Raw genomic sequence first — 20231 nt, forward strand, 5'->3', positions numbered from 1 at the left:
CGTCTATTCGTAGCTGGCGTAATAAGACGCGGCCATGTCCTCGTCCGCGTGCCCGCGAGTCACCGCGCGGTTGAGGCGGGCGGCCGCAGCCTGTGCCACGTCGAGCTGAACGCCGCCCCGCACCGCTGCCTCGTTCACCAGCAGCGCGTCCTTCAACGCGTTCTGCACGGTGAAGGCGGGCGGGAACTCGCGGTCGATGATCGCGTTGCCCTTCATCTGCAGGTACGCGCAGTCCATCGCGCCACCGGAAACGGCTTCCAGGAACAGCTTCGGGTCGAGCCCGGACGACTCTGCCAGCGACACCGCCTCGCCGACCGCCGCGGTCAACGCGAGCACCCAGCTGTTCGCGACGAGCTTCAACCGGGACGACGCACCGGCCTCACCGACCCACATCGTGCGGGCGCCGATCACGTCGAACACCGGCTGCACGCGATCGCGCAGTTCGTCGGCACCGGAGGCGAGCACGACGAGCTTGCCCTCCTGAGCCGGCTTCACGCTGCCGAGCACAGGCGCGTCGACGAACTCGAGCCCGAGCGAGCGGGCGAGCGCGATGTGGTCGTCGGTCGCCTCGACGCCGACCGTGGACGCCTGGACCCAGACCGCGTCGTGGGGCAACGACGGAGCGGCCGCCTGCATGGTCGCGGTGACCGCGGGGCCGTCGTTGAGCATCGTCAGCACGATCTCGGCGCCCTCGACGGCTTCGGCGGGCGTGTCGGCGACTGTGGCGCCCTGCTCGGCGAGCGGTTCGGCTTTGGGGCGCGTGCGGTTCCAGACCCGGACGTCATGTCCAGCAGCGGCGAGGTTGGCTGCGATGGGGGCACCCATGAGGCCGGTGCCGAGCACGGCGATCTTCATGCCCCCAGCAAACAAGAAACCTCGCGGTGCTGCCAGGTCGGGGGTCCGACAGCACCGCGAGGTCAACAGTGACATCGGCGGACCGACGTGCGCTGTTACAACGCCATCATACTGTGGCGTGGATCACGTTTAACAGAATGAAACCCCTGGAGCGCGGGAGGTGCTCCAGGGGTTCCCGTTTGGGGAGGCACTCGCGACGGGGCGCCGTGCGAGTGCCGGGTCTTGCTCGTGAAGTCAGCGCAGGGTGGTGACCTGAGCCTGGGCGATGGCCATCAGCTCGTGACGCATGGCCGGGGTGGTGGCCATGTCGATCGCGCGAGCCACGGCCTTCCGGTTGCGCGCCTCGGCACGACGGGCGCGGAGCTTCGCTGCGAAGTTCATCTCGGTCTGCACTTCCCTCTCGGAGGTCTGTTTGGTTGGTGACTTAAGTATGCACCCTCCTACCCACGAAAGCACGCGATTATCCGGTGAGTTGGGGCACAGGCCGATGAATCGTCGGCTGACAACGTGAACGGCCGGACAACGACGGGGTGTGCGCCGTCACTCCTCGCGACCGAGGAGGAACCTCCCGAAGTGCGGCACGGTGAAGGCGATCTGACCCCGTTCCGCGCTGTAGACCAGGCCTTTCTTGATGAGCGAGTCCCTTGCCGGCGACAGCGACGAGGGCTTGCGGCCCAGGTGGTCGGCGACCTGGGCGGTGTTGACGCCCGCGTCCTTCCCGTCGGTCAGCTCGGCCATCGCCCGGAGGTACTCGCGTTCGGCCGGTGTCGCCCGCTCGTATCGGGAGCCGAAGAAGCCCACGGCCAGCTCCGCGTCGGCCTCGGGAGCAGCGACGGACACATCCATCGCGGTGATCGGATCGGCCGGCGCCGCGTCCCAGGCGGCCTTGCCGTAGGCCTGGATGAAGTACGGGTAGCCGCCCGACGCGTCGAAGAGTGCGTCCAGCGCCTCGTCGGTGATACCCGCGTCCTCGCGTTCGACCGGGGCGAGCACGGCGCGGTCGGCGTCCTCGCGGCTGAGCCGGTCGATGCGGACGTACCGGAAGAGCCGCTCTGAGTACGACTTGCTCGCACTCAACACGGCCGGGAGGTGCGGCAGGCCCGCGCCGACGACCACGAGAGGCGCGCCGAGCTGCGACAGCTCGTGGCATGCCGCGCACAACGCACTGATGTCGTCCGGCTTGAGGTCCTGCATCTCGTCGATGAGCAGCGCCACGCCCGTGCCGACGTCCTGCGCGAGTTCGGCGACGTCGGTGAACAGCTCGACGAGGTCGATCTCGATGTCGCCGGAGTCCGCGCGGCCTGACGCGGCCGGCACGTCGATGCCGGGCTGCCAGCGGTCTCTGAGCTTGGCTCCGTCGGGTGCGGCCCTCAACGCGAACGCCTTGAGGATGCCCAGGATCGCCTCGACCCGGTCCGGCGCGCGATGCCTGACCGCGAGGTCCCTGATCGCCCGGTGCAGCGCGGCCGAGAGGGGCCTTCTGAGATCCGCGTCCGGCCTGGCCTCGACCTTGCCCGCGCCCCAGCCGCGTTTGACCGCCATGGACCGCAGCTCGCCGAGCAGCACCGTCTTGCCGACGCCGCGCAGTCCCGTCAGCACGAGGCTGCGTTCGGGACGACCGCGGGCCACGCGTTCGAGCACCACCTCGAACGCTCCGACTTCCTTGTCCCGGCCGGCGAGCTCAGGAGGCCGCTGGCCTGCACCGGGGGCGAACGGGTTGCGCACCGGGTCCATGGCTCGCACCGTATCGGCGTTTCTAGTGCTCGACGTAGAGACGCGCAGACTCGGCTCGAAGTGCCTCCGGATGCCTTCGTATTCGTTTATCTAGTGATTGGGCTATAGAAGCGAATAGTTGCGGATGGGCCGGTACACCGGTTGGGTTGGGCTCGTGGCTGAAGTCGTGACGAAGGGGACCGGCGAGGTCGAGCGGACCGCCGACCGCGCCCAGGTGGACGTGACGTTCGAGGCTGTCGGCGCGGAGCGCTCCGAGGCGGTGAGCATGCTCAACCAGCGCATCTCCGCCGTCGAACCGCTGCTCGCGGACTTCGAGGTGCGCTCGCGGCAGCTGTCCGTGCACGACAACTGGGACAACAACCAGCGCGTCGGCAGCCGGGCGCAGCAGCAGTACGTGATTTGGGTGTCCGACCTCGACAAGCTCGACGGCCTGCTGGCCGACCTCGTGCAGAACGAGCCGTCGTGGGTCAACGGACCGTCGTGGACGCTCGTCGACGACACCGAGGCCATCCGCGAGGCGCAGAAGGAAGCCGTGGCTGATGCGCTGCGACGGGCTGAGGGGTACGCGTCGGCGCTGGGGCGGCGGCTCGGGCCGTTGCTGCGGATCGGCGACACCGACGGTGGTGCGCACTACTCGCCTCGCATGGCTTCCGCGTCGTTCGAGATGGCCGGGCCTGCGGGGATGGTCGACCAGCTGAACCTCAAGGCTCAGCAGATCACGGTGTCGGCGTCGTGCACGGCCGCCTGGTCGTTGCTCGACTAGGTCACCAAGCGCGACAGGCCGATTACCCTGAATCACCTTCACGAGGTCAGACCTGTCGCTATGGTCGGGCTCGTGCCGCTTGAGCATCTCGAACTGAACATTCCGGACAATCCGCAGATCAGAGCCCGCCTGGCTGAGCTGACCCACCCCGGTGGCAGGCCTCTGCCGCCCGCAAGGTTCGCGACATCATGAGCATGATGTCCGACGCGAAGCTGCCCAACCAGAGCTGGCCGCAGGCGGTGAAAGGGTGAGGCCTGTTGTCGGCGTGGTGGCCGCGGCCATGGTGCTCGTCGGTGCCTGCAGCGCCCAACGGGTCGAGACACCAACGTTCGGTCCCCCCAACGGGCACAACCACAGCTCTCCCGCCGGCGCCCACCGGACCCGTACCTCCGGCCAAATACTCCACCGCAGCGTCCAAGTCCTGCCTGGACCTCAAACAGGAGGTGGGGGCGGATCTGCCGACCCCGCAATCGGATACGCCTCTGACGGCAGGCAACTTGACGGCGCGGTCGTGCATCTTCAAAGGCGGCGAGTCGTTCGTCAACTACGGCGTCAGGTCCTGGGCGAACACGGATGACGCCACGGGTGTGAAGTCCGGAGCGGAGTACGCCACCAAGTACTTCACCGAGCGCACCAAGGCGTGGGAGAAGGACGGCGGGGTGAAACTCGGTTCGGACGCGCGCTGGCGCGAAGAGGGGATCGGGGGCTGCGCCCTGGAGATCCTCGACGACAACATCGTGCTGACCGTGGCCAGCGGCAACGGCACCGCGGTCGACCAGGAGCAGTGCCGGGCCACCGTCCGCGGGCTCGCGAAGAAGTTCTTCGCCGCCGTTCAGCCGTAGTTCTGAAGTCTGACGCGCGGATCATGCTGCGGCGTGATCCGCGGTGACCGCCCACGTGAATAGCGTTTCGATCCATGCGGAACTTGCTGATCGGAATGGTCGCCGGGGCGGCCGCGATGGCGTCGATCGCACCGGCCCAGGCGATCATCGGCCAGGACACCGCGTCCGTGCACGGCACGCCGGTGCGGATCGACACGCACGACCTGGTGGACGACGGCTTCGTGCAGGTCGTGTACGTGCGAAAGGGCTAGAGCTTGGCCTTGCGGCACGAGTTCACGCGGTACTCCAGGAACGTGCCCTTCGGGTCCTCGAAGCGTTGCCACGGCGCGCCGTCCGCGCGGCTGCCGAGTGCCCTGAACTGCTCGATCGCCTCGGTGAAGCGGTTGTGGTCGTACAGCGCGAGGATCAGGTAGCCGCGGTCGTCGTTCGACAGCTCGTCCTCGGTCAGGAGCTGCTCCATCGCGTCGGCCACCAGCGGCGTGCGCCAGATGATCGGATCGTCGTCCTCCAGCAGGAACGCCGCGCGCAGCACCAGAGCCGGGCCGGCGTTGGCGGCGAAGTCGAGCATCACCTCGGACGACTGCGCCGCCCAGTACTCCACCGCGGCCTCCTCGGCGGGCCGGTGGTGTGGCGCGCGCGTCACGAGCTCGTGCCAGATCTCGGCGAAGCGCGCCTGGTCGAACGAGAGACCGCCCGCGATCTGGATCATGGTCCACCACGGCGTCGGGTCCTGCGGGGCGAGCTCGGCCGCGGCCCGCGCGGCGCGTTCGGCCTTGCGCAGCACGCGGTGGAAGCCGTCCACGTGCTCCTTCTCGTCGCTCTCACCGAGGATCGCCTTCGCCACCTGGAACCACGCCGCCGCGTCGAGCACGGCCAGGTCCCGGTCGGGCTGCTCGTCACGCCAGTTGTTCAGCCACTCGTCCGAGCGGCTGCCCTCACGAGCCAGCGATGCGGTCACGGCGGCGCGGCGGTTCCAGTCGCCCCACGTGGATCCCATCGCGGAGCAGGCCGGCTGCCACTGACCGCGGGAGGCGGCCGTGATCGCGCGGGCCAGCACCGGGTCCTCCTCCGGGAAGAAGTCGCGGACGTACGCGTCCGGCACGAGGCCCCAGCGCTCGGGATCGGCGTGTCTGGTCGGGTCGAGCACCACGTCGTTCTCCTAGCGGGTCGGTGCTTGGTCGAGACTGAGTCCGGCGAGTGCCGCGCGCAGACCGGCGGTCGAGCCCCTGTCGTCCGCGGCTTGTTCGATCTCGGTGCCGAGATCGGGTCCGTGGAACGTGGTGGTGCCCAGCCAGTCGGACTCCCAGCGCGCCCGGTTCTGGTCCGCGAGGGTGAGTTCGACGAGCGCGGTCAGCTCCGCGATCAGCAGTCCGCGGGCGAACTCGCGCCGCACTCTCGGCGCCGAGGTCGCGGTGCCCGGCCGGGCGTCGGTGCGCAGCAACGAGGTCAGCTTGCCGTCGTCGAGCGCGTCGAGCACGGCACCGAGCGAACCGCCGCCGACGCGCACCAGGCGTCGCGACTGATCGACCCTGGTCGCGCGGACAGCGGTGTGCGACAACGTGGCCCAGTCAACCCGCCTCTTCACGCCGAGCTCCTCGACCAGCGTGCTGACCAGGGTCTTGTCCATCACCGCGCCGTTGTCGGCGAGCAGCGCACCGGCGGGGCGGTCGGCACCTCTGCTCGGCACGGCCAGCGCGGTGACCGCGGCGATCCGCTCCGGCAGCGGTGGGTGCGAGTCGTACTGACTGACCTGGCGCTGCGGCGGGTTCTGCCTGACCGCGTCGAGGTGGGCGCGCAGCTCCGGCGAACCGCGGAGCCCGGCGAACGCCTCGAAGATCGTCGTCGGCAGGAAGCCCGCCTCCCACGCGGGACGGAAGTGCTTGTCGTGGAACAGGCTCCAGGCGGCCTCGACCACCGGCAGCTCCTGCAGCGAACTCACCGCGGCCTCGGTTCCGGCGATCCTGGTGGCCGTGGCGTCCGCGGCGAACTCCTGCTGACGGGACAGGGACGCGGTGACCGCGAAGTAGAGCTTCGCGTAGGACACGAACATCATCGCGACCGCGACGTGGTACCAGGAGCGGTTGTTCAGCTTGGTGAGCATGCGGATCAACGCCACGCGCCCGGCCACGACCACACCGATCAACCTCGTGTCGCGGTTGCCGTAGTGGCCGAGCTCGTGCGCGAGGACGAAGCTCAGCTGCCGCTCGGTCATGCTCGCGAGCAGCGGCGCGCCCACGTACATCCGCCGGGTGGACGCCACGAGACCGAGCAGCCTGGTGCGTTGCGACACCGCGGCGTTGGCCTCGGGCACGATGAAGATCCGGTCGGGCGGACGGGTGCCTACCTCCGCGGACAGCCTGTGCACCAACGCCCACAGCTCGGGTTCGTCCTGCTCGCCGACCAGCTCACCGCGCACCTCGTCGTCCGAGCTGCCCGCGAGCGTGAACAGGCCGCTGAGCAGCGCGAACGCCAGCATGCCGCCGATCACGGTGAACCAGATGAACCCGATCGGCCGGCCGTTGACGAAGAACAGCACGTCGACCAGCACGATTGCGGCCAGCACCACCAGCACCAGGACGTACACCCCGACCAGCAACGCGACCGCGACGACAGCACGCATCACGAACACACCCCCCAGGACCGCAAGTTCGCGGTGCGGAGAGTGTGCACGAAATATCAACCTGCTGCGCAGCCATTACCGCTAACTGGCTTGCAGAGCCGTCATGGCCGCGTGGACCGCCGCCGCGTCGGGGTCTCCGGGCCTCGCGAGCCACACGTCCCGGCGGGCGGCCGCCGCGGCCAGCGCCAGCACGAGGTAGGCGCGGCGTTCCCAGTCCCGCGCGGACGCCATCGCGTCGGCGGCGGGCCTCCAGTCGTCGCGCAACGTCCCGGTGACCGCACGGGCCAGCACCGGATCCTGCTCCGGATCAACCTGCAACATCCGCCCAACCCCCAGGTACCGCACCATTGCGGTTCAGAGAGTGTGCACGGCGCTCCGCCAGAAATCACGCATGTGGTCCGGAGCGGTGGGACTCGTCATGGCCGTGCGGGTGAGCAGGATCGTGATCAGGTTCTGCGACGGGACGACGTGGGACGCGGTGCCGGAGCCGCCGACCCAGCCATAACGGCCGCGGACGTTCCACGGGTCGATCTCGGCGATGTCCACGCTGCCGCCGAAGCCCCAGCCCTGGCCCTCCAGGAAGAGCTTCGCCTCCTCGCGCTCCTGAGCGGTCGTGACGTCGACCGCGAGCTTCGGGAGCAGCCCGCTCGACACCAGGTACCTGTTGAACGCCAGCAGGTCGTCCACAGTGGACTGCAGACCGCCCGCGCCGGACGGCAGGACCTCGCTGAGGAAGCTGGTGTTCGTCATGCCGGCCGGGGCGCAGAGGCGTTCGGCGAGGAAGGCGGGCAGCGAGCCGGTGACTCGGTGCAGCAGGACGCCGAGCACGTCGTACGAGGTGTTGTAGAGCCAGCCGTCGCCGGGCTGGTGCAGCAGCGGCACGTCGGCGAGGTGCTTCAACCACTCCTGGGGCTCCGGCAGGTCTGGACGGCCGTGCAGATGCGCCTCTTCGAAGAGCTTCGCGGTGGCGGGCAACGAGAAGTCCGCCGTGAAGCCCCAGCCCGACCGGGACGCGAGCAGGTGCTCGACGGTGATCGGCCCGGCAGCGGGCACGACGTCGTCGATCGGGCTTTGCGGCGTGCGGACGACGACGGGGTTCGCCAGTTCCGGCAACCACTTCGCGATCGGGTCGGACAGAGCGATCGTGCCGTCCTCGACGAGCAGCATCGCGGCGGCCGCGACGACCGGCTTGGTCACCGAGGCGACCGGGAAGATCGACTCCCTGGTGTCCTCGCCGATCGACGCGACCTCGACGTCGTCACCTCGGGCGATGAGCGCGACCGCGTCCGGCACCGTCTCGCGGTGAGCTTCCAGAACTGCCTGCAAAGTCATGTCCGCCATCCTTACTCCTGTTCGGGTTCGGATGGTTGGACTTCAGCAGTCGCCGAAACTCATCGCTCCAGGATCGCCGTGATGCCCTGACCGCCGGCCGCGCAGATCGACACGAACCCGCGCCCGCTGCCCTTCTGGTGCAGCAGCTTGGCGAGCGTCGCCACGATCCGGGCGCCGGTGGCGGCGAACGGATGCCCTGCGGCCAGCGAGGATCCGTTGACGTTCAGCTTGGCGCGGTCGATCTCGCCGAGGTCCGTCTCCCAGGCCTTCAGCGTGGCGAGCACCTGGGACGCGAACGCCTCGTGCACCTCGTAGAAGTCGAACTCCTGCAGCTTCAGCCCGGCCTTGTCGAGCATGCGCGGCGCGGCGTGGACCGGCGCCATGAGCAGGCCCTCGTCCCCGTGCACGTAGTCGACGGCGGCTGTCTCGGCGAACGTCAGGTAGGCCAGCACGGGGAGTTTCCTGGCCTTTGCCCACTCCTCGGTCGCGAGCAGCACCGCGGAGGCGCCGTCGGAGAGCGGCGTCGAGTTGCCCGCGGTCATCGTGTCGCCGAAGACCGGCTTGAGCTTGGCGAGCTTCTCGGCGGAGCTGTCCGGGCGCAGGTTCTGGTCGCGGGTCAGGCCCAGGTACGGCGTGACGAGGTCGTCGAAGAAGCCCTCGTCGTAGGCGCGCGCGAGGTTCTGGTGGCTGCGCGCGGTGAGCTCGTCCTGGTCCTCGCGGGCGATGCCGTACTTGGCCGCGGTGATGGCCGCGTGCTCCCCCATCGACATGCCGGTGCGCGGTTCGCCGTTGCGCGGCAGGTGCGGGACGACGTGGCCGGGGCGCAGCTTGGTCAGCAGGCTGACCTTGCGGGTGCGGTTGAACTCCAGCAGCAGCTTGCGGAAGTTCTCGTTGACGCCGATCGGGGCGTCGCTGGTGGTGTCGACGCCGCCCGCGATGCCCGCCTCGATCTGGCCGAGCGCGATCTTGTTGGCGACCGCGATGATCGCCTGCAGACCGGTGCCGCACGCCTGCTGGAGGTCGTACGCCGGAGTTTCGGGGCTGAGCTTGCTGCCCAGGACCGACTCGCGGACGAGGTTGAAGTCGCGCGAGTGCTTGAGCACGGCGCCCGCGACCACCTCGCCGAGGCGCTCTCCCTGCAGGCCGAAGCGGCTGACCAGGCCGTCGAGCACCGCGGTGAACATGTCCTGGTTCGACGCGGTGGCGTACGGGCCGTTCGAGCGGGCGAACGGGATGCGGTTGCCGCCGATGATCGCTACTCGCATGCCGGCATACTACCTACTAGCGGGTAGACTTACTAGCGAGTAGGTTGATGCTCGTGGACAGGTACCAGAAGTTCGCCTCTTCGGGGCTGGGACGCCAGCTCGTGCGCAGGCTCGGCCTGCCGAACCCGTATCCACTGCGCCGCGACGCCGCTCTGGCCACACCTGTGCTGGTCGGTGGCGCTTCTCGGCTGCCCTTCCTGAAGCAGCTCGAAACAGGGCCTGCGCCTTATGGCGCGTTGGTGTTCGACGCTTCTGACATCGTTGCCGTGTCCGACCTGCGGCAGCTGCACGACTTCTTCCACCCGACGATCACGCAGCTCGGGCCGTGCGGGCGGGTGATCGTCATCGGGCGGTCACCGGACTCCGTGGCACAGCGGGCTCTCGAAGGCTTTGTGCGGTCTGTCGGCAAGGAGCTGCGACGGGGCGGCACGGCGAACCTGGTCCACGTGGCGGACGGCGCGGAGGACGGGGTCGAGTCCACGCTGCGGTTCCTGCTGTCCGGCCGGTCGGCGTACGTGTCCGGCCAGGTCATCCACGTTTCCTCGGTATCTCCAGTTGGGACGCTGGAAGGCAAGGTCGCACTGGTCACGGGTGCTTCGCGCGGCATCGGTGCGGCGATCGCGACGGTGCTCGGACGCGAGGGCGCGCACGTCGTGTGCCTGGACGTTCCGGCGGCCGGCGATGAACTTTCGAAGGTCGCGAACTCCGTCGGCGGGTCGGCGTTGCAGCTCGACATCACCGGTGATCCCGCGCGGCTGACGTCGTATCTGCTGGAGCGGCACGGCGGCGTGGACGTCGTTGTGCACAACGCGGGCATCACACGTGACAAGACGTTGGCGCGCATGGATTCCTCGCTGTGGGACTCCGTGCTGGAGGTCAACCTGGCCTGCCAGGAGCGGATCAACGCGGCACTGCTCTCGGAGAACGTGCTCCGGGAGGGCGGGCGGATCGTCGGGGTGTCGTCGATCGCCGGAATCGCGGGCAACGTCGGCCAGACCAACTACGCCACCTCGAAGGCGGGCGTGATCGGGATGGTGCAGACGCTGGCGCCGGTGCTGGCTGCTCGCGGGGCCACGATCAACGCCGTCGCGCCCGGTTTCATCGAGACGAAGATGACCGCGGCCGTGCCGTTCGCGACGCGCGAGGTCGGGCGGCGGATGAACAGCCTTTCGCAGGGCGGGCTGCCGGTCGACGTCGCCGAGACCGTGGCGTGGTTCGCGTCGCCGGGCTCTGGCGGCGTGAACGGGAACGTCGTGCGGGTGTGCGGCCAGATGCTGTTGGGGGCGTGATGTTGCTGCGTGCCGCCCTGACGTCGTTCCGGCGTGGGGAAACCCTTGCGGCCCAGCCGGTTTCGGGGACGTTCGACGTCTCGCTGAAGCATCTCGCGGCCTACAACGCGGTGTGCGGGTTCGGGTTGCGCGACGCGTTGCCGCTGACCTATCCGCACGTGCTGGGCTTTCCGTTGCAGATGAAGCTGATGACGGGCTCGGGGTTCCCGTTCCCGTTGCCCGGCCTGGTGCACATCGCGAACCGGATCACGCAGTCGCGGCCGTTGACGTTGGACGAGCCGCTGGAGATCACGGTGACCGCACGCGATCTCCGTCCGCATCCGCAGGGCACGCAGGTCGACGTGGTGACGTCGGTTTCCGGTGTGTGGGAAGGCGTTTCGACCTACCTGCGCCGGACAGGAGGCGGGTCTTCCGGGACTGAGGAGCTGGAACGGCCGGTCGGGTCGGCGGTGTGGCGGGTGCCCGCGGACATCGGGCGCCGGTACGGGGCCGTGTCCGGCGACCGCAACCCCATCCACCTCCACCCGGTGAGCGCCCGGCTGTTCGGGTTCAAGCGGGCCATCGCGCACGGGATGTGGACGAAGGCGCGCTGCCTGGCCGCGCTGGAGGGCCGGCTGCCAGAGGCCGTGACGGTGGACGTCCGGTTCAAGAAGCCGCTGCTGATCCCGGGGCGTGTCGAATTTTCGGCCTCCGAGGTTTCCGGCGGCTGGGAGTTCGGCGTGTGGGGCAAAGGACCCCACTTGCTGGGTTCAGCCCAAGATCTAACGCCGTGACGGCGGGTGCCAGACGTTGCCGTCGACGAGGTCGCCGAAGCCCATCCAGACGAGGTTCATGAGGCGTGCGGCGACGACCCCGGCGGGTTCCTCCGGGTGATCGAGCCACCACTCGGCCAGTGACTCACCGGCCCCGACCAGCGCGGCGGCCAGCGACTCGGCTTCGAGCTTGGTCGCCGGCGCCTTCGTTGACTGGGTGAGCAGCGCCGCGACCAGCGACACCGCACGGGTGCGCATGTCCGTGAGCTCGACCGCGAACGGCCCGCCCTGGGTCGACGCCTGGCGGTGCAGCACCATCCAGCTGGCCCGGTTCTCGCCGACGAACCCGAAGAACGCCCGCAGCCCGCTCCACAGCTGGACGTCGGGTTCCTGGTCGGGCTCGACGCCAGTCGCGATGGCCTCCATCATCCGCGTGGCCTCACGCCGGATGCAGGTCGCGAACAGCTCTTCCTTCGACCCGAGGTACGCGTAGAGCATGGGCTTGGAGATGCCCGCGACGTCGGAGATCTCGTCCATCGAGGCGGCGTGGAAGCCGAGCCGCGAGAACACGTCGACGGCGGCGTCCATGATCTGCCGCTCACGCACTGCGCGTGGCAAGCGCTTGGCTCGACCTTCTGTGCGCATCACACCCCCTCGGTTCAGAGGAGCAAGATTATCCGATCGGGTTGCCGCCGTACCTACTCGACAGTAGTCTTACTCGCGAGTAGGTACCAGGAGGTGTGTCAATGACGCTCGACCTCACCACCGAGGCGATCGCGAAGCTCAGCCCGGCCGAGCTGATCAGCACGTTGCAGCAGATCTCGCCGGACGATCCGGCTTTGAGGGACGTGAACATCGACGTCATCGCCCGTGGAATCGACCCCAAGAAGCTCGGCAAGACCGACTTCGCGGCGTTGCTGAACGCGTTGGGCGCGCTGGCCGACGGCGGCGCGGACCTCGACCTCTCGAAGATGGACCCGTCCAACTTCGCCCGGATCATCTCGCGCGCCTCGAAGGACCAGATCGAGGCCGTCGTGGCCGATCCCGCGTTGCGCACGCGGGTGCTGGACGAGGTGTTCCGGCGCATGGAGGTCCACTTCCGCGCGGACCGGGCCGGCGCCACGCGGGCCGTCGTGCACTTCCACGTGCTGGAAGACGTCTACGAGGCCATCATCGAAAACGCTGAATGCACGATCAACAAGGGCGTCACGCGTGAGGCTCGCGCCATCGTGACCTTGACGCCCGCCGATTTCCTGAAGCTCGCGACCGGCAACGCCTCCGCCCCCGTGCTGTTCATGACGGGCAAGCTGAAGGTGAAGGGCGACCTGGGGTTCGCGGCCGGCTTCATGAGCCTGTTCAACATCCCGAAGGCCTGACGGAGAGGTTTTGCAGTGGGTGGCTTCTCGCTCGAACTGAACGAAGACCAGACCGACCTGCGCGACTGGGTGCACGGTTTCGCTCGCGACGTGATCAGGCCGGCGGCCTCGGAGTGGGACGAGCGCGAGGAGACGCCGTGGCCGGTGATCCAGGAGGCGGCGAAGATCGGCCTCTACGGCTTCGAGGCCCTCGCGACCTGGTTCGCGGACCCGATCGGGTTGTCCTTGCCGATCGCGACCGAAGAGCTCTTCTGGGGTGACGCGGGCATCGCGTTGTCGTTGATGGGCACCGGTCTGGCCGTCGCGGGCATCTTCGCCGGCGGCGAGCCCGAGCAACTGGCCGAGTGGGTGCCGGAGTGCTTCGGCGACGAGTCGGACCCGAAGCTGGCCGCGTTCTGCGCCTCCGAGCCCCAGGCCGGTTCGGACGTCGGCGGGTACCGGACCCGTGCGCGCTACGACGAGGCCACCGACGAGTGGGTTTTGAACGGCCAGAAGGCCTGGGCGACCAACGGTGGAATCGCGAACGTGCACGTCGTGACCGCGGTGGTCGATGCTTCCCTGGGTTCCCGCGGGCAGGCCGGGTTCATCGTGCCGCCTGGAACGCCAGGGTTGTCGTCGCCGGGGAAGATCAAGAAGCACGGCATGCGCGCCTCGCACACCGCCGACGTGTTCCTGGACGACGTGCGGGTGCCCGGACGTTGCGTGCTGGGTGGCCGCGAACGGCTGGAGGCTCGGCTGGCTCGGGCGCGCGAAGGCTTGAAGGCCGGTGGCCAGGCCGCGATGGCGACGTTCGAGACCACGCGTCCGACCGTGGGCGCGATGGCCGTGGGTGTCGCACGAGCTGCCTACGACTACGCGCTGGAGTACGCGAAGGACCGCGAGGCGTTCGGGCGCAAGATCATCGAGAACCAGTCCATCGCGTTCGACCTGGCGAACATGCGGATGGAGATCGACGCGTCGCGGCTGCTGGTGTGGCGGGCTGCCTGGATGGGGCGCAACAACGTGCCGTTCACCGCGGGTGAGGGTTCGATGTCGAAGCTCAAGGCGTCCGAGGTGTCGGTGTGGGCGACCGAGCGGGCGATCCACATCCTGGGTGGGGCCGGGTACACGCGGGAGCACCCGGTGGAGCGGATGCACCGGGACGCCAAGATCTTCACCATTTTTGAGGGTACGTCCGAGATTCAGCGGCTTGTGGTGTCCCGCATGATTTCCGGGATGCAGATCAAGTGAGCTGAGCGGCTCAGGTCGTCCACGTGGCCGTGAGCGTGGCCAGTGGTTCGACCTGAGCCGTGGCAGACGAAATTTTGACGCGCCAGATGCCCGGCATGGGGGCGGTCACCAGGATCGATTCGATCGGCCCCAGCTCGCCGTCCGTCTGCGGCGGCGGGATGACGTGGCCGGACGGATCGACGAACGTCACGGTCGCGGAGGCGTCGGCCTTGGTGACGATGATCGACATGGTGTTGGCCGCACGGGGCATCTCGACCGAAAGTTCCAGTTCGCGTCCCGGTGGCTTCTGCTGAGACGCGCATTGACTGGCGGACGAGGCTTTCGCCGCCGCCTCTATGACGTCAGCCGCGCTCGCCACCACCGTCGCCTTGGGCTGCTGGCCATCCTTGCCGCACGAGCCCTGGTAGCCGCCGGTGGCGAGTTCGTCGAGCGCGTTCGCGTCCGCGTTGCCGAAGCCGATCGGCCAGATCTGGACACCTTGCGCACGCGCCGTCCGGGTCATCTCGTCGAGGGCGGCCTGGGCGGCGAACGTGCGTTGCGCGGCAGTCGGTCCCCAGCTCGGGCTCGCTGTGACGTCGAGTTTGCCGTCGGTGAGCAGGAAGATCAGCCGCGCGCCGCTGCCGACGTCCACGCGGCCGATCTGGTCGAGCGCCGCTCTCAGCGCCGACGCGTGGTCGGTGCCGTCCGCCCCGGCACCACGCCTTTGCAGCCGGGCGATGCAGGTGGAAATCGCCTCACGCGTGCCGGCATGAGCCAGTGCCGTCATGGGGCACACGATGTCGACCGGGGATGTACCGGGGTCATCGGCACTGCCGAATCCGATGACCGACACGTACGACTTGTCCGACAGCACGCTGTGGGCGATGACAGATGCGGCCTGACGTTCGCGCTTCATGTCCTCCTGGGACATGCTCCCGGACTCGTCCACGAGGATCACGACGTTGGTGGCACCGACCTGAACGGGCTCCACCACGTAGTTCGGCAGCGTCGCCGGGGCCGGGCTCAGGGCCCACGTCCCCAGCAAGAGCACCACGGCGCTCAAAGCGGCTGCGGCCAACGGCCCGAAGAACGCCTTTCGCCTGACCGGAGTGCTGGTCGCAGGGGTGGCATTGGTCGGCATCGGCACGCCGAGCAGAGCGGCGAGGTACCGGCGCCCGAACGTCGCGCCCTGTATCGGCTGCTCGTCGGGCCGACCGGTGAGCTCGTCCCAGTAGCGGGCCCGGAAAGCGGTCTTCACCTGGTCTCCGCTTCGTCGACCAGGACCGGCGCCGGCACGGCCTTCCGGGAGTCGGCACCGTGCTGCACCGCTTCCCGCACGGATTTGAAGCTGCCCAGCTGCTTGAGCAACATCGGCCCGGACGCACCGACGGCGATCGTCGCCGCGGCACCGACCAGCTGCTCGTGGAACACGAGTCCGGCGAGAGCTCCGAGCAAGATCCTGCTCAGTGCGACGGTGGCCAGCACCGGCAGGTCGACGAACTTGCTCAAGGGCGGGAGTTCGGCGTCTCCGTTGTCGCGCTTCTGCTGGCGTTCGTCCTGCCATGCGTTGATGCGCGCGAACACGGCGATGGCTTCCACGAGCGCTCCGCCGGCCGCGCCCAAGGACATCGCTGTGAACGGATCCATCCGACTCCTGATCCAGTGCGCCGGAGTGATTCAGGCGTCGTGGCTATCGCTGGAGTCGGCTGGTCCGTATCAGTGAATTCGGTTCTGTCATTCTTTTGGCCCAAAAAACCGGGCCGGGGCAGAGCGCCCCGACCCGTTTCACGTCAGCAGGACGCGCCGCTTGCCCCGGTCAGCGCGTCCTCGTCCACCCACACGGTGGCGACGGCGCGGCTGCACTTGTCGTTCAGGACCCGGCTGAACGTCCAGACGTCCTTCTGGTTGACCTCGCCCCTGGTGGGCGGGGTGGTGATGCCGTCGGCCCGCAGCGAGATGTCCGCACGGAACGCACCACTGCTCGTGAGACGGACGTGGCCGTACTTGCCGCCGCAACCCTGGAACTGCGTGATGGTGGCCATCGTCGAGGTGCCGCGCTTCACGATGGCGGTCGAGCCGATCTGCACGGCGCTCGGGCAGGTCGGCGGGGTCGGTTCTGCTGCCTGTGCGGTGCCCCCGAGGAGCAGGGCGACGCCGGTCGTGACGATTCCCAGTTTGATCAGCACGAAGCTGAACGTAGGTCGCGTTGGTTAGCCGACGGTAAATCCGCGAACGCGTGGAGTAACGCCCGGTCCCACTGCTCCGATCAGACGAGTGGATCGGCGTTAGGGGGAATCGAGATGCTCCCGAATGTGTACCTCATGGCTGCCGCGGTTCTGGCCGGTGCCGCGGGCAGTGCCTACGTCGTGACGGTCGTGGACCGCCAGGAGCCGGCTGTGGCGAGTGTTGTGCGCGTCGTCGACGGCGAGACGGTCGAGGTGCGCGAGGGTGATCGGGTCACGGCTGTGCGGCTCGTGAACGTCGATGCGCCTGCTGCTGACGAGTGTTTGTACGACGAGTCCCGGAAACGGCTGAGCGAGTTGCTGCCGGAGGGGACGCAGGTCGCCATCGCCCGCGAAGGGCAGCTGGTCGGACTGTCCACACGGGACGGTCTGGTCAACGCGCGGCTCATCGCGGACGGGCTGGCGGTGCCGACGGTGAACGGGACGCGGTTCCTGGAGCAGGTGAAGGCGGCGGACAACGCTGCTGCCGAGGGCCACAAAGGGCTGCATTCGCCTGAGGTGCCGTGCACGTTGCCCGGGCAGGTCAAGGCGATCACCGAGGCGGCTGCTGCTGTTGAGGCGCAACCGCTCAAGGCCAGCAAGACCGAGCTGACGGTCGCGGCGGACACGGCCAAGACCGCGATCACGCTCGTGGACCAGCTGGGCAAACCTGGCGGGCTGACGTGGGACGCGGTGGCGCCGGTGGACCAGACGATGTTGCTGGCGAAGGTCACCAAGGCGGTGCCGACGTTGTACCGCAAGGAAGCCGAGCTGCGAAACGTCGTGAAGGGACTGAAGTAGGGGCCCGCCGTACCCCTGCACCGGCGGGCCGCCACGAACATCGCGGTTTGCGGTTATGGGACGGTAAACGTCCTGCTCCCGGAAGCCCCTAGAGCGGCAGCGGCAGGATCGTCCCCACGCGCTTGAGCTCGCGGTGGTGCACGGCGAGCAGCACGGTGTCCTCGGCGCGGCGGAAGTGCAGCACCCGGAAGCTCTTGTGCGGGCTGTCGTGGTCGGTGATCATCTCGACCCTGCCCTCGGCGGGGCTGAAGACGATCCGCTTGTCCCAGGTGATGCGGGACGGGCCGAAGTAGAGCTCACCCTCCTGCCAGCGGCCGTTGATGAAGACGTCGCCGTCACCCAGCGTGTGGTCGTCGCCCGTGGGGCCCAGAATCCCCGCGGCGATCCCCCCGATGACCTCGAACAGAACAGACACAACGATCCCCCTTCGTCTCCACGAGAACGAGCTGGGCGCCCAGCTGGTTCCCGCAGGTAGGAAGGTTTAGCCGAACGGCTGGCCGGCGGCGCGCAGCCAGGCGCGCTCACGGGAGTGGTCCGGCATGGCGGGCCATCCGTTGATCTTCGCGATCAGCACCCAGTACCGCTCGGCACGCGGGTCCGCGAAGTCGGAGAACGTGCGCAGCCGCTCGATGACGCGTTCGTCGTTCGGCACACCCAGCGCCTCCGCCCAGTTGGCGTTCACGCGATCGACGACCTCGCGAGCAGCGTCGGACTCCGGCGCGATGCCGGCTTCCAGCGCCGCGCGGGCCTGGTCGATCGCGAAGTTGAACGCCGCCATCTGGTTGTCCGCCGGCGGGCTCATGTCGACGCCATCACGACGCCGTTCCTCGTGCTGCTGGGACATCCGCTTCACCGACGCGCGGAAGTCCGGGTCCTGCACCAGCTTCGCGAGCTCGACCCACGCCTCCAACTGCTCGGTCGACGGGTCGTCCGGCAGTTCGATCCGCACCGAGCGCATGTGCTGCTCGAACTGCGGATCCAGCTCGTACGGCCCGAACACCTCCTCGAAGAAGTCGTCGAGGATGCGCTGGCGCTCCTCGTCCGACATCCGCGCCAACTCGTTCATCAGTTCCATCTCCCCTCCCTTGGCGACCGCGCGCAGGACGGCACGGCGGATCCGCAACGTCCTCATCTGCGCGTCGATCGCGTCTGCATGGGCCCGCGCCACGTCGGTCACCGTCACCTCGCGGGCGAGAATCCGCCCGGCGGTCGGCAGGTCGACACCCAGATCCCGCAGTGTGCGGACGAGCTTGAGCTTGGCGACCGCCTCACCGTCGTACGTCCGGTAGCCGCCGACCGTTCTGGATGTGGGCGGGATGAGGCCCTGGTCGGAGTAGAACCGGATCGTTCGGACGGTGAGGCCGGTCATCCTGGCCAGCTCGCCGATCTGGTAGCGCGTCACGGGGACAACTCTGAACCCTCCAGTGACTGGAGAGTCAAACCCGATTAACCGATCGAGTTCCAGAACGAGCAGTTGTGCCTGGTCAGGCCGTTGATCTGGCCGACACGGTCGAGCGAGTACTCCTGCACGTTGCCGCTTGCGTACCGCGCCCAGCCCGCCTTGCCGGTGCGCGCGAACGTCGTCCAGTCGCGGATCATCGTCGACGCCAGCTGCTGCTGCGCCGGGTTGAGGTCGAACATCGGGATGTCGAAGAAGTAGGCGAGCTCGAACGAGTGCGGGGCGCCGGCCGGGAAGCTCTCGGAGAAGAGGCCGCTGAACCACCCCATCGGCGCGGTGCGGTCGGCGAACTCGTAGCCGTACGTCGGCGTGTACCGGGAGAGCAGGCGGTCATCCGCATGCTGGTTGCACGCCCACACGCCGTCAGTCAGCACAGCGCCGTACGCCAGCCTCGCGTTCCCGTACGCGCTCACCGGGTACTCGGCAGCGATCTTGGCGGCCTTCTCCTCACCGAACCCCTGCACCAGCAAACCGTTGTAGTCGAACGGTTCCGGCACGGTCGCGGAGGTCAGCCTGCCCTCGTCACGGGTGTTGCCCCAGATCACCGGGACGCGGTTGAACCGGCCGGACTTCAGCGCGTCGACCGGGTTCACCGGCAGCACGCTGTTACCGGTCACCACCGGGGTCGCGCCGCGGTCGATGGCCGTGAAAGCCTTGGGAGGCAACGAACGCAGGCACGCGACGTCGTCGCAACCGAGCCGAGCCGAGATGGCCACCGCGTCGGCAGCAGCCGCATCCTTGGTGATCCACGGGGCACCGGCCGGCTTGTCGTGGATCACGCCGTTGGCGCCCCATGTGATGGAACAGCCTCCGCTCTGCGCGATGGCCTTCTGGAACAGCCCACGCGACCGTGGCGACGTCACGTGCGCACACACGTCGAACGCGCCGCCGGACTCCCCGAAAACCGTGACGTTGCGCGGATCTCCGCCGAACGCTTGAGCGTTGCGCTGCACCCACTTCAGCGCCGCCTGCTGGTCCTCGATGCCGTACGCGCCCGAGTCCGGCAGGTCCGGGTGCCCGAAGAAGCCGAAGAAACCCAGCCGGAAGTTGATGGTCACGACCACCACGTCGCCCTGCACGGCCAAGCGGTTCGTGCCGAACCCCGCTCCGGACAGATAGCTGTTGCCGCCGCCGTGGAGGTAGACCATGACCGGCCTGCGCCCGTGCCGCGACGGCGTCGTGACGTTGAGGTACAGGCAGTCCTCGGTTTCGCTCTCCTGGTTGGCGCCGTTCGACTGGGCGCAGGCCGCGCCGGGTTTGGTGGCGTCGCGGGGCGTCGTCCACGGCGTGACCGGTTGCGGCGAACGCCACCGCAACTCGCCCACGGGCGGCGCCGCGTACGGAATGCCCTGGTAGAGCTGGTGATCCGCGAGGACGGTGCCGCGCACCGGACCGGCATCGGTCCGTACCAGGCCTGCTTCGGACGCCTGCGCCACACCCACCGGACTCGCGAGCAGAGCTGCGGCGATCAACAGAGACAGTCGCTTGTTCATGTAAAGGCGTCGAACGAGAGGGCCGCGAAAAGACATCCGCCGGCCCTCACATACCGGGCTTGAGATCTTCCGCGCTCTGCGAGACCGGCTTGGAACGCATCGCGAAGCAAGCTCGCCGACAGCACCATCGACTGCGCTCGTTCACGGCCGGCTTCGAGGCCGTGCGGTTCAGGAACAACACCACGAAAAGCGGTGGGGAGCCCGAAGGACTCCCCACCG

General features: G+C 68.5%; 23 protein-coding genes. 8 read left to right on the forward strand and 15 right to left on the reverse strand.

The genetic code is table 11. From position 1 onward, the window contains the following. Positions 1 to 3: 3 nt before the first annotated feature. The 3 genes from UK23_RS14550 to UK23_RS14555 all read right to left on the reverse strand — a co-directional run bounded on the left by UK23_RS14550 (position 4) and on the right by UK23_RS14555 (position 2589). Positions 4 to 855 (reverse strand): NAD(P)-dependent oxidoreductase, encoded by an 852-nt coding sequence (locus UK23_RS14550; protein ID WP_045312027.1) that lies wholly within the window; start codon positions 853 to 855, stop codon positions 4 to 6. A 234-nt stretch (positions 856 to 1089) separates the two neighbouring features. Continuing rightward, positions 1090 to 1236, reverse strand: a complete 147-nt coding sequence (locus UK23_RS52640; RefSeq protein ID WP_167969512.1) for a hypothetical protein — start codon at positions 1234 to 1236, stop codon at positions 1090 to 1092. A 159-nt stretch (positions 1237 to 1395) separates the two neighbouring features. Further along, complete coding sequence (locus UK23_RS14555) at positions 1396 to 2589, reverse strand: ATP-binding protein (RefSeq protein ID WP_045312028.1); 1194 nt, start codon at positions 2587 to 2589, stop codon at positions 1396 to 1398. Between the two features lie 154 nt (positions 2590 to 2743). Between UK23_RS14555 and UK23_RS14560 the strand changes: the two genes are divergently transcribed. The 3 genes from UK23_RS14560 (at position 2744) to UK23_RS51525 (ending at position 4445) form a co-directional block, all read left to right on the forward strand. Next, positions 2744 to 3352 carry an SIMPL domain-containing protein gene (locus UK23_RS14560; protein WP_045312060.1) on the forward strand — a complete coding sequence of 203 codons (609 nt, stop codon included), beginning with the start codon at positions 2744 to 2746 and terminating at the stop codon, positions 3350 to 3352. Between the two features lie 497 nt (positions 3353 to 3849). Then, positions 3850 to 4194, forward strand: a complete 345-nt coding sequence (locus UK23_RS14565; RefSeq protein WP_156213101.1) for a hypothetical protein — start codon at positions 3850 to 3852, stop codon at positions 4192 to 4194. Positions 4195 to 4268: 74 nt separating this feature from the next. Then, a complete protein-coding gene (locus tag UK23_RS51525; protein WP_156213102.1) occupies positions 4269 to 4445 on the forward strand; it encodes a hypothetical protein in 177 nt (58 codons plus the stop codon). Here UK23_RS51525 and UK23_RS14570 read toward each other — a convergent pair. The 5 genes from UK23_RS14570 to UK23_RS14590 form a co-directional block, all read right to left on the reverse strand. Beyond that, positions 4442 to 5344, reverse strand: coding sequence for a hypothetical protein (locus UK23_RS14570; RefSeq protein ID WP_045312030.1), 903 nt, complete (start codon positions 5342 to 5344; stop codon positions 4442 to 4444). The two genes, UK23_RS51525 and UK23_RS14570, sit on opposite strands and share 4 nt — an antisense overlap. Positions 5345 to 5353: 9 nt before the next feature. Next, a complete protein-coding gene (locus UK23_RS14575; RefSeq protein WP_063778073.1) occupies positions 5354 to 6814 on the reverse strand; it encodes a M48 family metallopeptidase in 1461 nt (486 codons plus the stop codon). An 81-nt stretch (positions 6815 to 6895) separates the two neighbouring features. Continuing rightward, entirely contained in the window at positions 6896 to 7135 is a 240-nt protein-coding gene (locus tag UK23_RS14580; RefSeq protein ID WP_156213103.1) for a hypothetical protein, read from the reverse strand. Between the two features lie 33 nt (positions 7136 to 7168). Further along, a complete protein-coding gene (locus tag UK23_RS14585; RefSeq protein WP_052684668.1) occupies positions 7169 to 8146 on the reverse strand; it encodes a serine hydrolase domain-containing protein in 978 nt (325 codons plus the stop codon). Between the two features lie 59 nt (positions 8147 to 8205). Next, complete coding sequence (locus UK23_RS14590; protein ID WP_045312034.1) at positions 8206 to 9411, reverse strand: acetyl-CoA C-acetyltransferase; 1206 nt, start codon at positions 9409 to 9411, stop codon at positions 8206 to 8208. Positions 9412 to 9458: 47 nt separating this feature from the next. On the opposite strand from UK23_RS14590, the gene UK23_RS14595 reads away from it, so the two are divergent. Together UK23_RS14595 and UK23_RS14600 are read left to right on the forward strand one after the other, a co-directional pair. Further along, positions 9459 to 10700, forward strand: coding sequence for a 3-oxoacyl-ACP reductase (locus UK23_RS14595; RefSeq protein ID WP_045312035.1), 1242 nt, complete (start codon positions 9459 to 9461; stop codon positions 10698 to 10700). Beyond that, complete coding sequence (locus tag UK23_RS14600; protein ID WP_045312061.1) at positions 10700 to 11473, forward strand: MaoC family dehydratase; 774 nt, start codon at positions 10700 to 10702, stop codon at positions 11471 to 11473. Before UK23_RS14595 ends, UK23_RS14600 begins: the two co-directional genes overlap by 1 nt. Here the strand turns inward: UK23_RS14600 and UK23_RS14605 are convergent. Continuing rightward, on the reverse strand, positions 11462 to 12097 hold the full coding sequence (locus UK23_RS14605) for a TetR/AcrR family transcriptional regulator (protein WP_082114657.1): 636 nt from the start codon (positions 12095 to 12097) through the stop codon (positions 11462 to 11464). The two genes, UK23_RS14600 and UK23_RS14605, sit on opposite strands and share 12 nt — an antisense overlap. Positions 12098 to 12198: 101 nt before the next feature. On the opposite strand from UK23_RS14605, the gene UK23_RS14610 reads away from it, so the two are divergent. Continuing rightward, the gene (locus tag UK23_RS14610; RefSeq protein ID WP_045312037.1) at positions 12199 to 12828 is read left to right on the forward strand and encodes an SCP2 sterol-binding domain-containing protein; all 630 of its coding nucleotides are present in this window, start codon (positions 12199 to 12201) and stop codon (positions 12826 to 12828) included. A 15-nt stretch (positions 12829 to 12843) separates the two neighbouring features. Beyond that, a complete protein-coding gene (locus UK23_RS14615; RefSeq protein WP_045312038.1) occupies positions 12844 to 14058 on the forward strand; it encodes an acyl-CoA dehydrogenase family protein in 1215 nt (404 codons plus the stop codon). Positions 14059 to 14068: 10 nt separating this feature from the next. On the opposite strand, the gene UK23_RS14620 is transcribed toward UK23_RS14615, so the two are convergent. The 3 genes from UK23_RS14620 to UK23_RS14630 form a co-directional block, all read right to left on the reverse strand. Next, the gene (locus UK23_RS14620) at positions 14069 to 15295 is read right to left on the reverse strand and encodes a VWA domain-containing protein (protein ID WP_052684664.1); all 1227 of its coding nucleotides are present in this window, start codon (positions 15293 to 15295) and stop codon (positions 14069 to 14071) included. Beyond that, positions 15292 to 15684 carry a hypothetical protein gene (locus tag UK23_RS52645; protein WP_045312039.1) on the reverse strand — a complete coding sequence of 131 codons (393 nt, stop codon included), beginning with the start codon at positions 15682 to 15684 and terminating at the stop codon, positions 15292 to 15294. The genes UK23_RS14620 and UK23_RS52645 overlap by 4 nt, the downstream gene beginning before the upstream one ends. 143 nt (positions 15685 to 15827) lie before the next feature. Then, the gene (locus UK23_RS14630) at positions 15828 to 16223 is read right to left on the reverse strand and encodes a hypothetical protein (protein WP_045312040.1); all 396 of its coding nucleotides are present in this window, start codon (positions 16221 to 16223) and stop codon (positions 15828 to 15830) included. A 135-nt stretch (positions 16224 to 16358) separates the two neighbouring features. On the opposite strand from UK23_RS14630, the gene UK23_RS14635 reads away from it, so the two are divergent. Next, complete coding sequence (locus UK23_RS14635; RefSeq protein WP_156213104.1) at positions 16359 to 17060, forward strand: thermonuclease family protein; 702 nt, start codon at positions 16359 to 16361, stop codon at positions 17058 to 17060. A gap of 88 nt (positions 17061 to 17148) precedes the next feature. Here UK23_RS14635 and UK23_RS14640 read toward each other — a convergent pair whose 3' ends face one another. The 3 genes from UK23_RS14640 to UK23_RS14650 form a co-directional block, all read right to left on the reverse strand. Next, positions 17149 to 17475, reverse strand: a complete 327-nt coding sequence (locus tag UK23_RS14640) for a hypothetical protein (protein WP_045312042.1) — start codon at positions 17473 to 17475, stop codon at positions 17149 to 17151. A gap of 66 nt (positions 17476 to 17541) precedes the next feature. Continuing rightward, the gene (locus UK23_RS14645) at positions 17542 to 18462 is read right to left on the reverse strand and encodes a MerR family transcriptional regulator (RefSeq protein WP_156213105.1); all 921 of its coding nucleotides are present in this window, start codon (positions 18460 to 18462) and stop codon (positions 17542 to 17544) included. 44 nt (positions 18463 to 18506) lie between these two features. Then, positions 18507 to 20012 carry a carboxylesterase/lipase family protein gene (locus UK23_RS14650; RefSeq protein WP_052684665.1) on the reverse strand — a complete coding sequence of 502 codons (1506 nt, stop codon included), beginning with the start codon at positions 20010 to 20012 and terminating at the stop codon, positions 18507 to 18509. Between the last annotated feature and the right edge of the window lie 219 nt (positions 20013 to 20231).

It is taken from the genome of Lentzea aerocolonigenes (assembly GCF_000955955.1).
In the GTDB taxonomy this organism is placed as follows: domain Bacteria; phylum Actinomycetota; class Actinomycetes; order Mycobacteriales; family Pseudonocardiaceae; genus Lentzea; species Lentzea aerocolonigenes_A.

Coding starts and splice junctions, on each gene's coding strand:
- UK23_RS52640 (WP_167969512.1), bottom strand. CDS start 1,236: ATGAACTTCGCAGCGAAGCTCCGCGCCCGTCGTGCCGAGGCGCGCAAC.
- UK23_RS51525 (WP_156213102.1), top strand. CDS start 4,269: ATGCGGAACTTGCTGATCGGAATGGTCGCCGGGGCGGCCGCGATGGCG.
- UK23_RS14635 (WP_156213104.1), top strand. CDS start 16,359: ATGGCTGCCGCGGTTCTGGCCGGTGCCGCGGGCAGTGCCTACGTCGTG.
- UK23_RS14585 (WP_052684668.1), bottom strand. CDS start 8,146: ATGACTTTGCAGGCAGTTCTGGAAGCTCACCGCGAGACGGTGCCGGAC.
- UK23_RS14555 (WP_045312028.1), bottom strand. CDS start 2,589: ATGGACCCGGTGCGCAACCCGTTCGCCCCCGGTGCAGGCCAGCGGCCT.
- UK23_RS52645 (WP_045312039.1), bottom strand. CDS start 15,684: ATGGATCCGTTCACAGCGATGTCCTTGGGCGCGGCCGGCGGAGCGCTC.
- UK23_RS14580 (WP_156213103.1), bottom strand. CDS start 7,135: ATGTTGCAGGTTGATCCGGAGCAGGATCCGGTGCTGGCCCGTGCGGTC.
- UK23_RS14605 (WP_082114657.1), bottom strand. CDS start 12,097: ATGCGCACAGAAGGTCGAGCCAAGCGCTTGCCACGCGCAGTGCGTGAG.
- UK23_RS14595 (WP_045312035.1), top strand. CDS start 9,459: ATGCTCGTGGACAGGTACCAGAAGTTCGCCTCTTCGGGGCTGGGACGC.
- UK23_RS14650 (WP_052684665.1), bottom strand. CDS start 20,012: ATGAACAAGCGACTGTCTCTGTTGATCGCCGCAGCTCTGCTCGCGAGT.
- UK23_RS14610 (WP_045312037.1), top strand. CDS start 12,199: ATGACGCTCGACCTCACCACCGAGGCGATCGCGAAGCTCAGCCCGGCC.
- UK23_RS14590 (WP_045312034.1), bottom strand. CDS start 9,411: ATGCGAGTAGCGATCATCGGCGGCAACCGCATCCCGTTCGCCCGCTCG.
- UK23_RS14600 (WP_045312061.1), top strand. CDS start 10,700: ATGTTGCTGCGTGCCGCCCTGACGTCGTTCCGGCGTGGGGAAACCCTT.
- UK23_RS14550 (WP_045312027.1), bottom strand. CDS start 855: ATGAAGATCGCCGTGCTCGGCACCGGCCTCATGGGTGCCCCCATCGCA.
- UK23_RS14575 (WP_063778073.1), bottom strand. CDS start 6,814: ATGCGTGCTGTCGTCGCGGTCGCGTTGCTGGTCGGGGTGTACGTCCTG.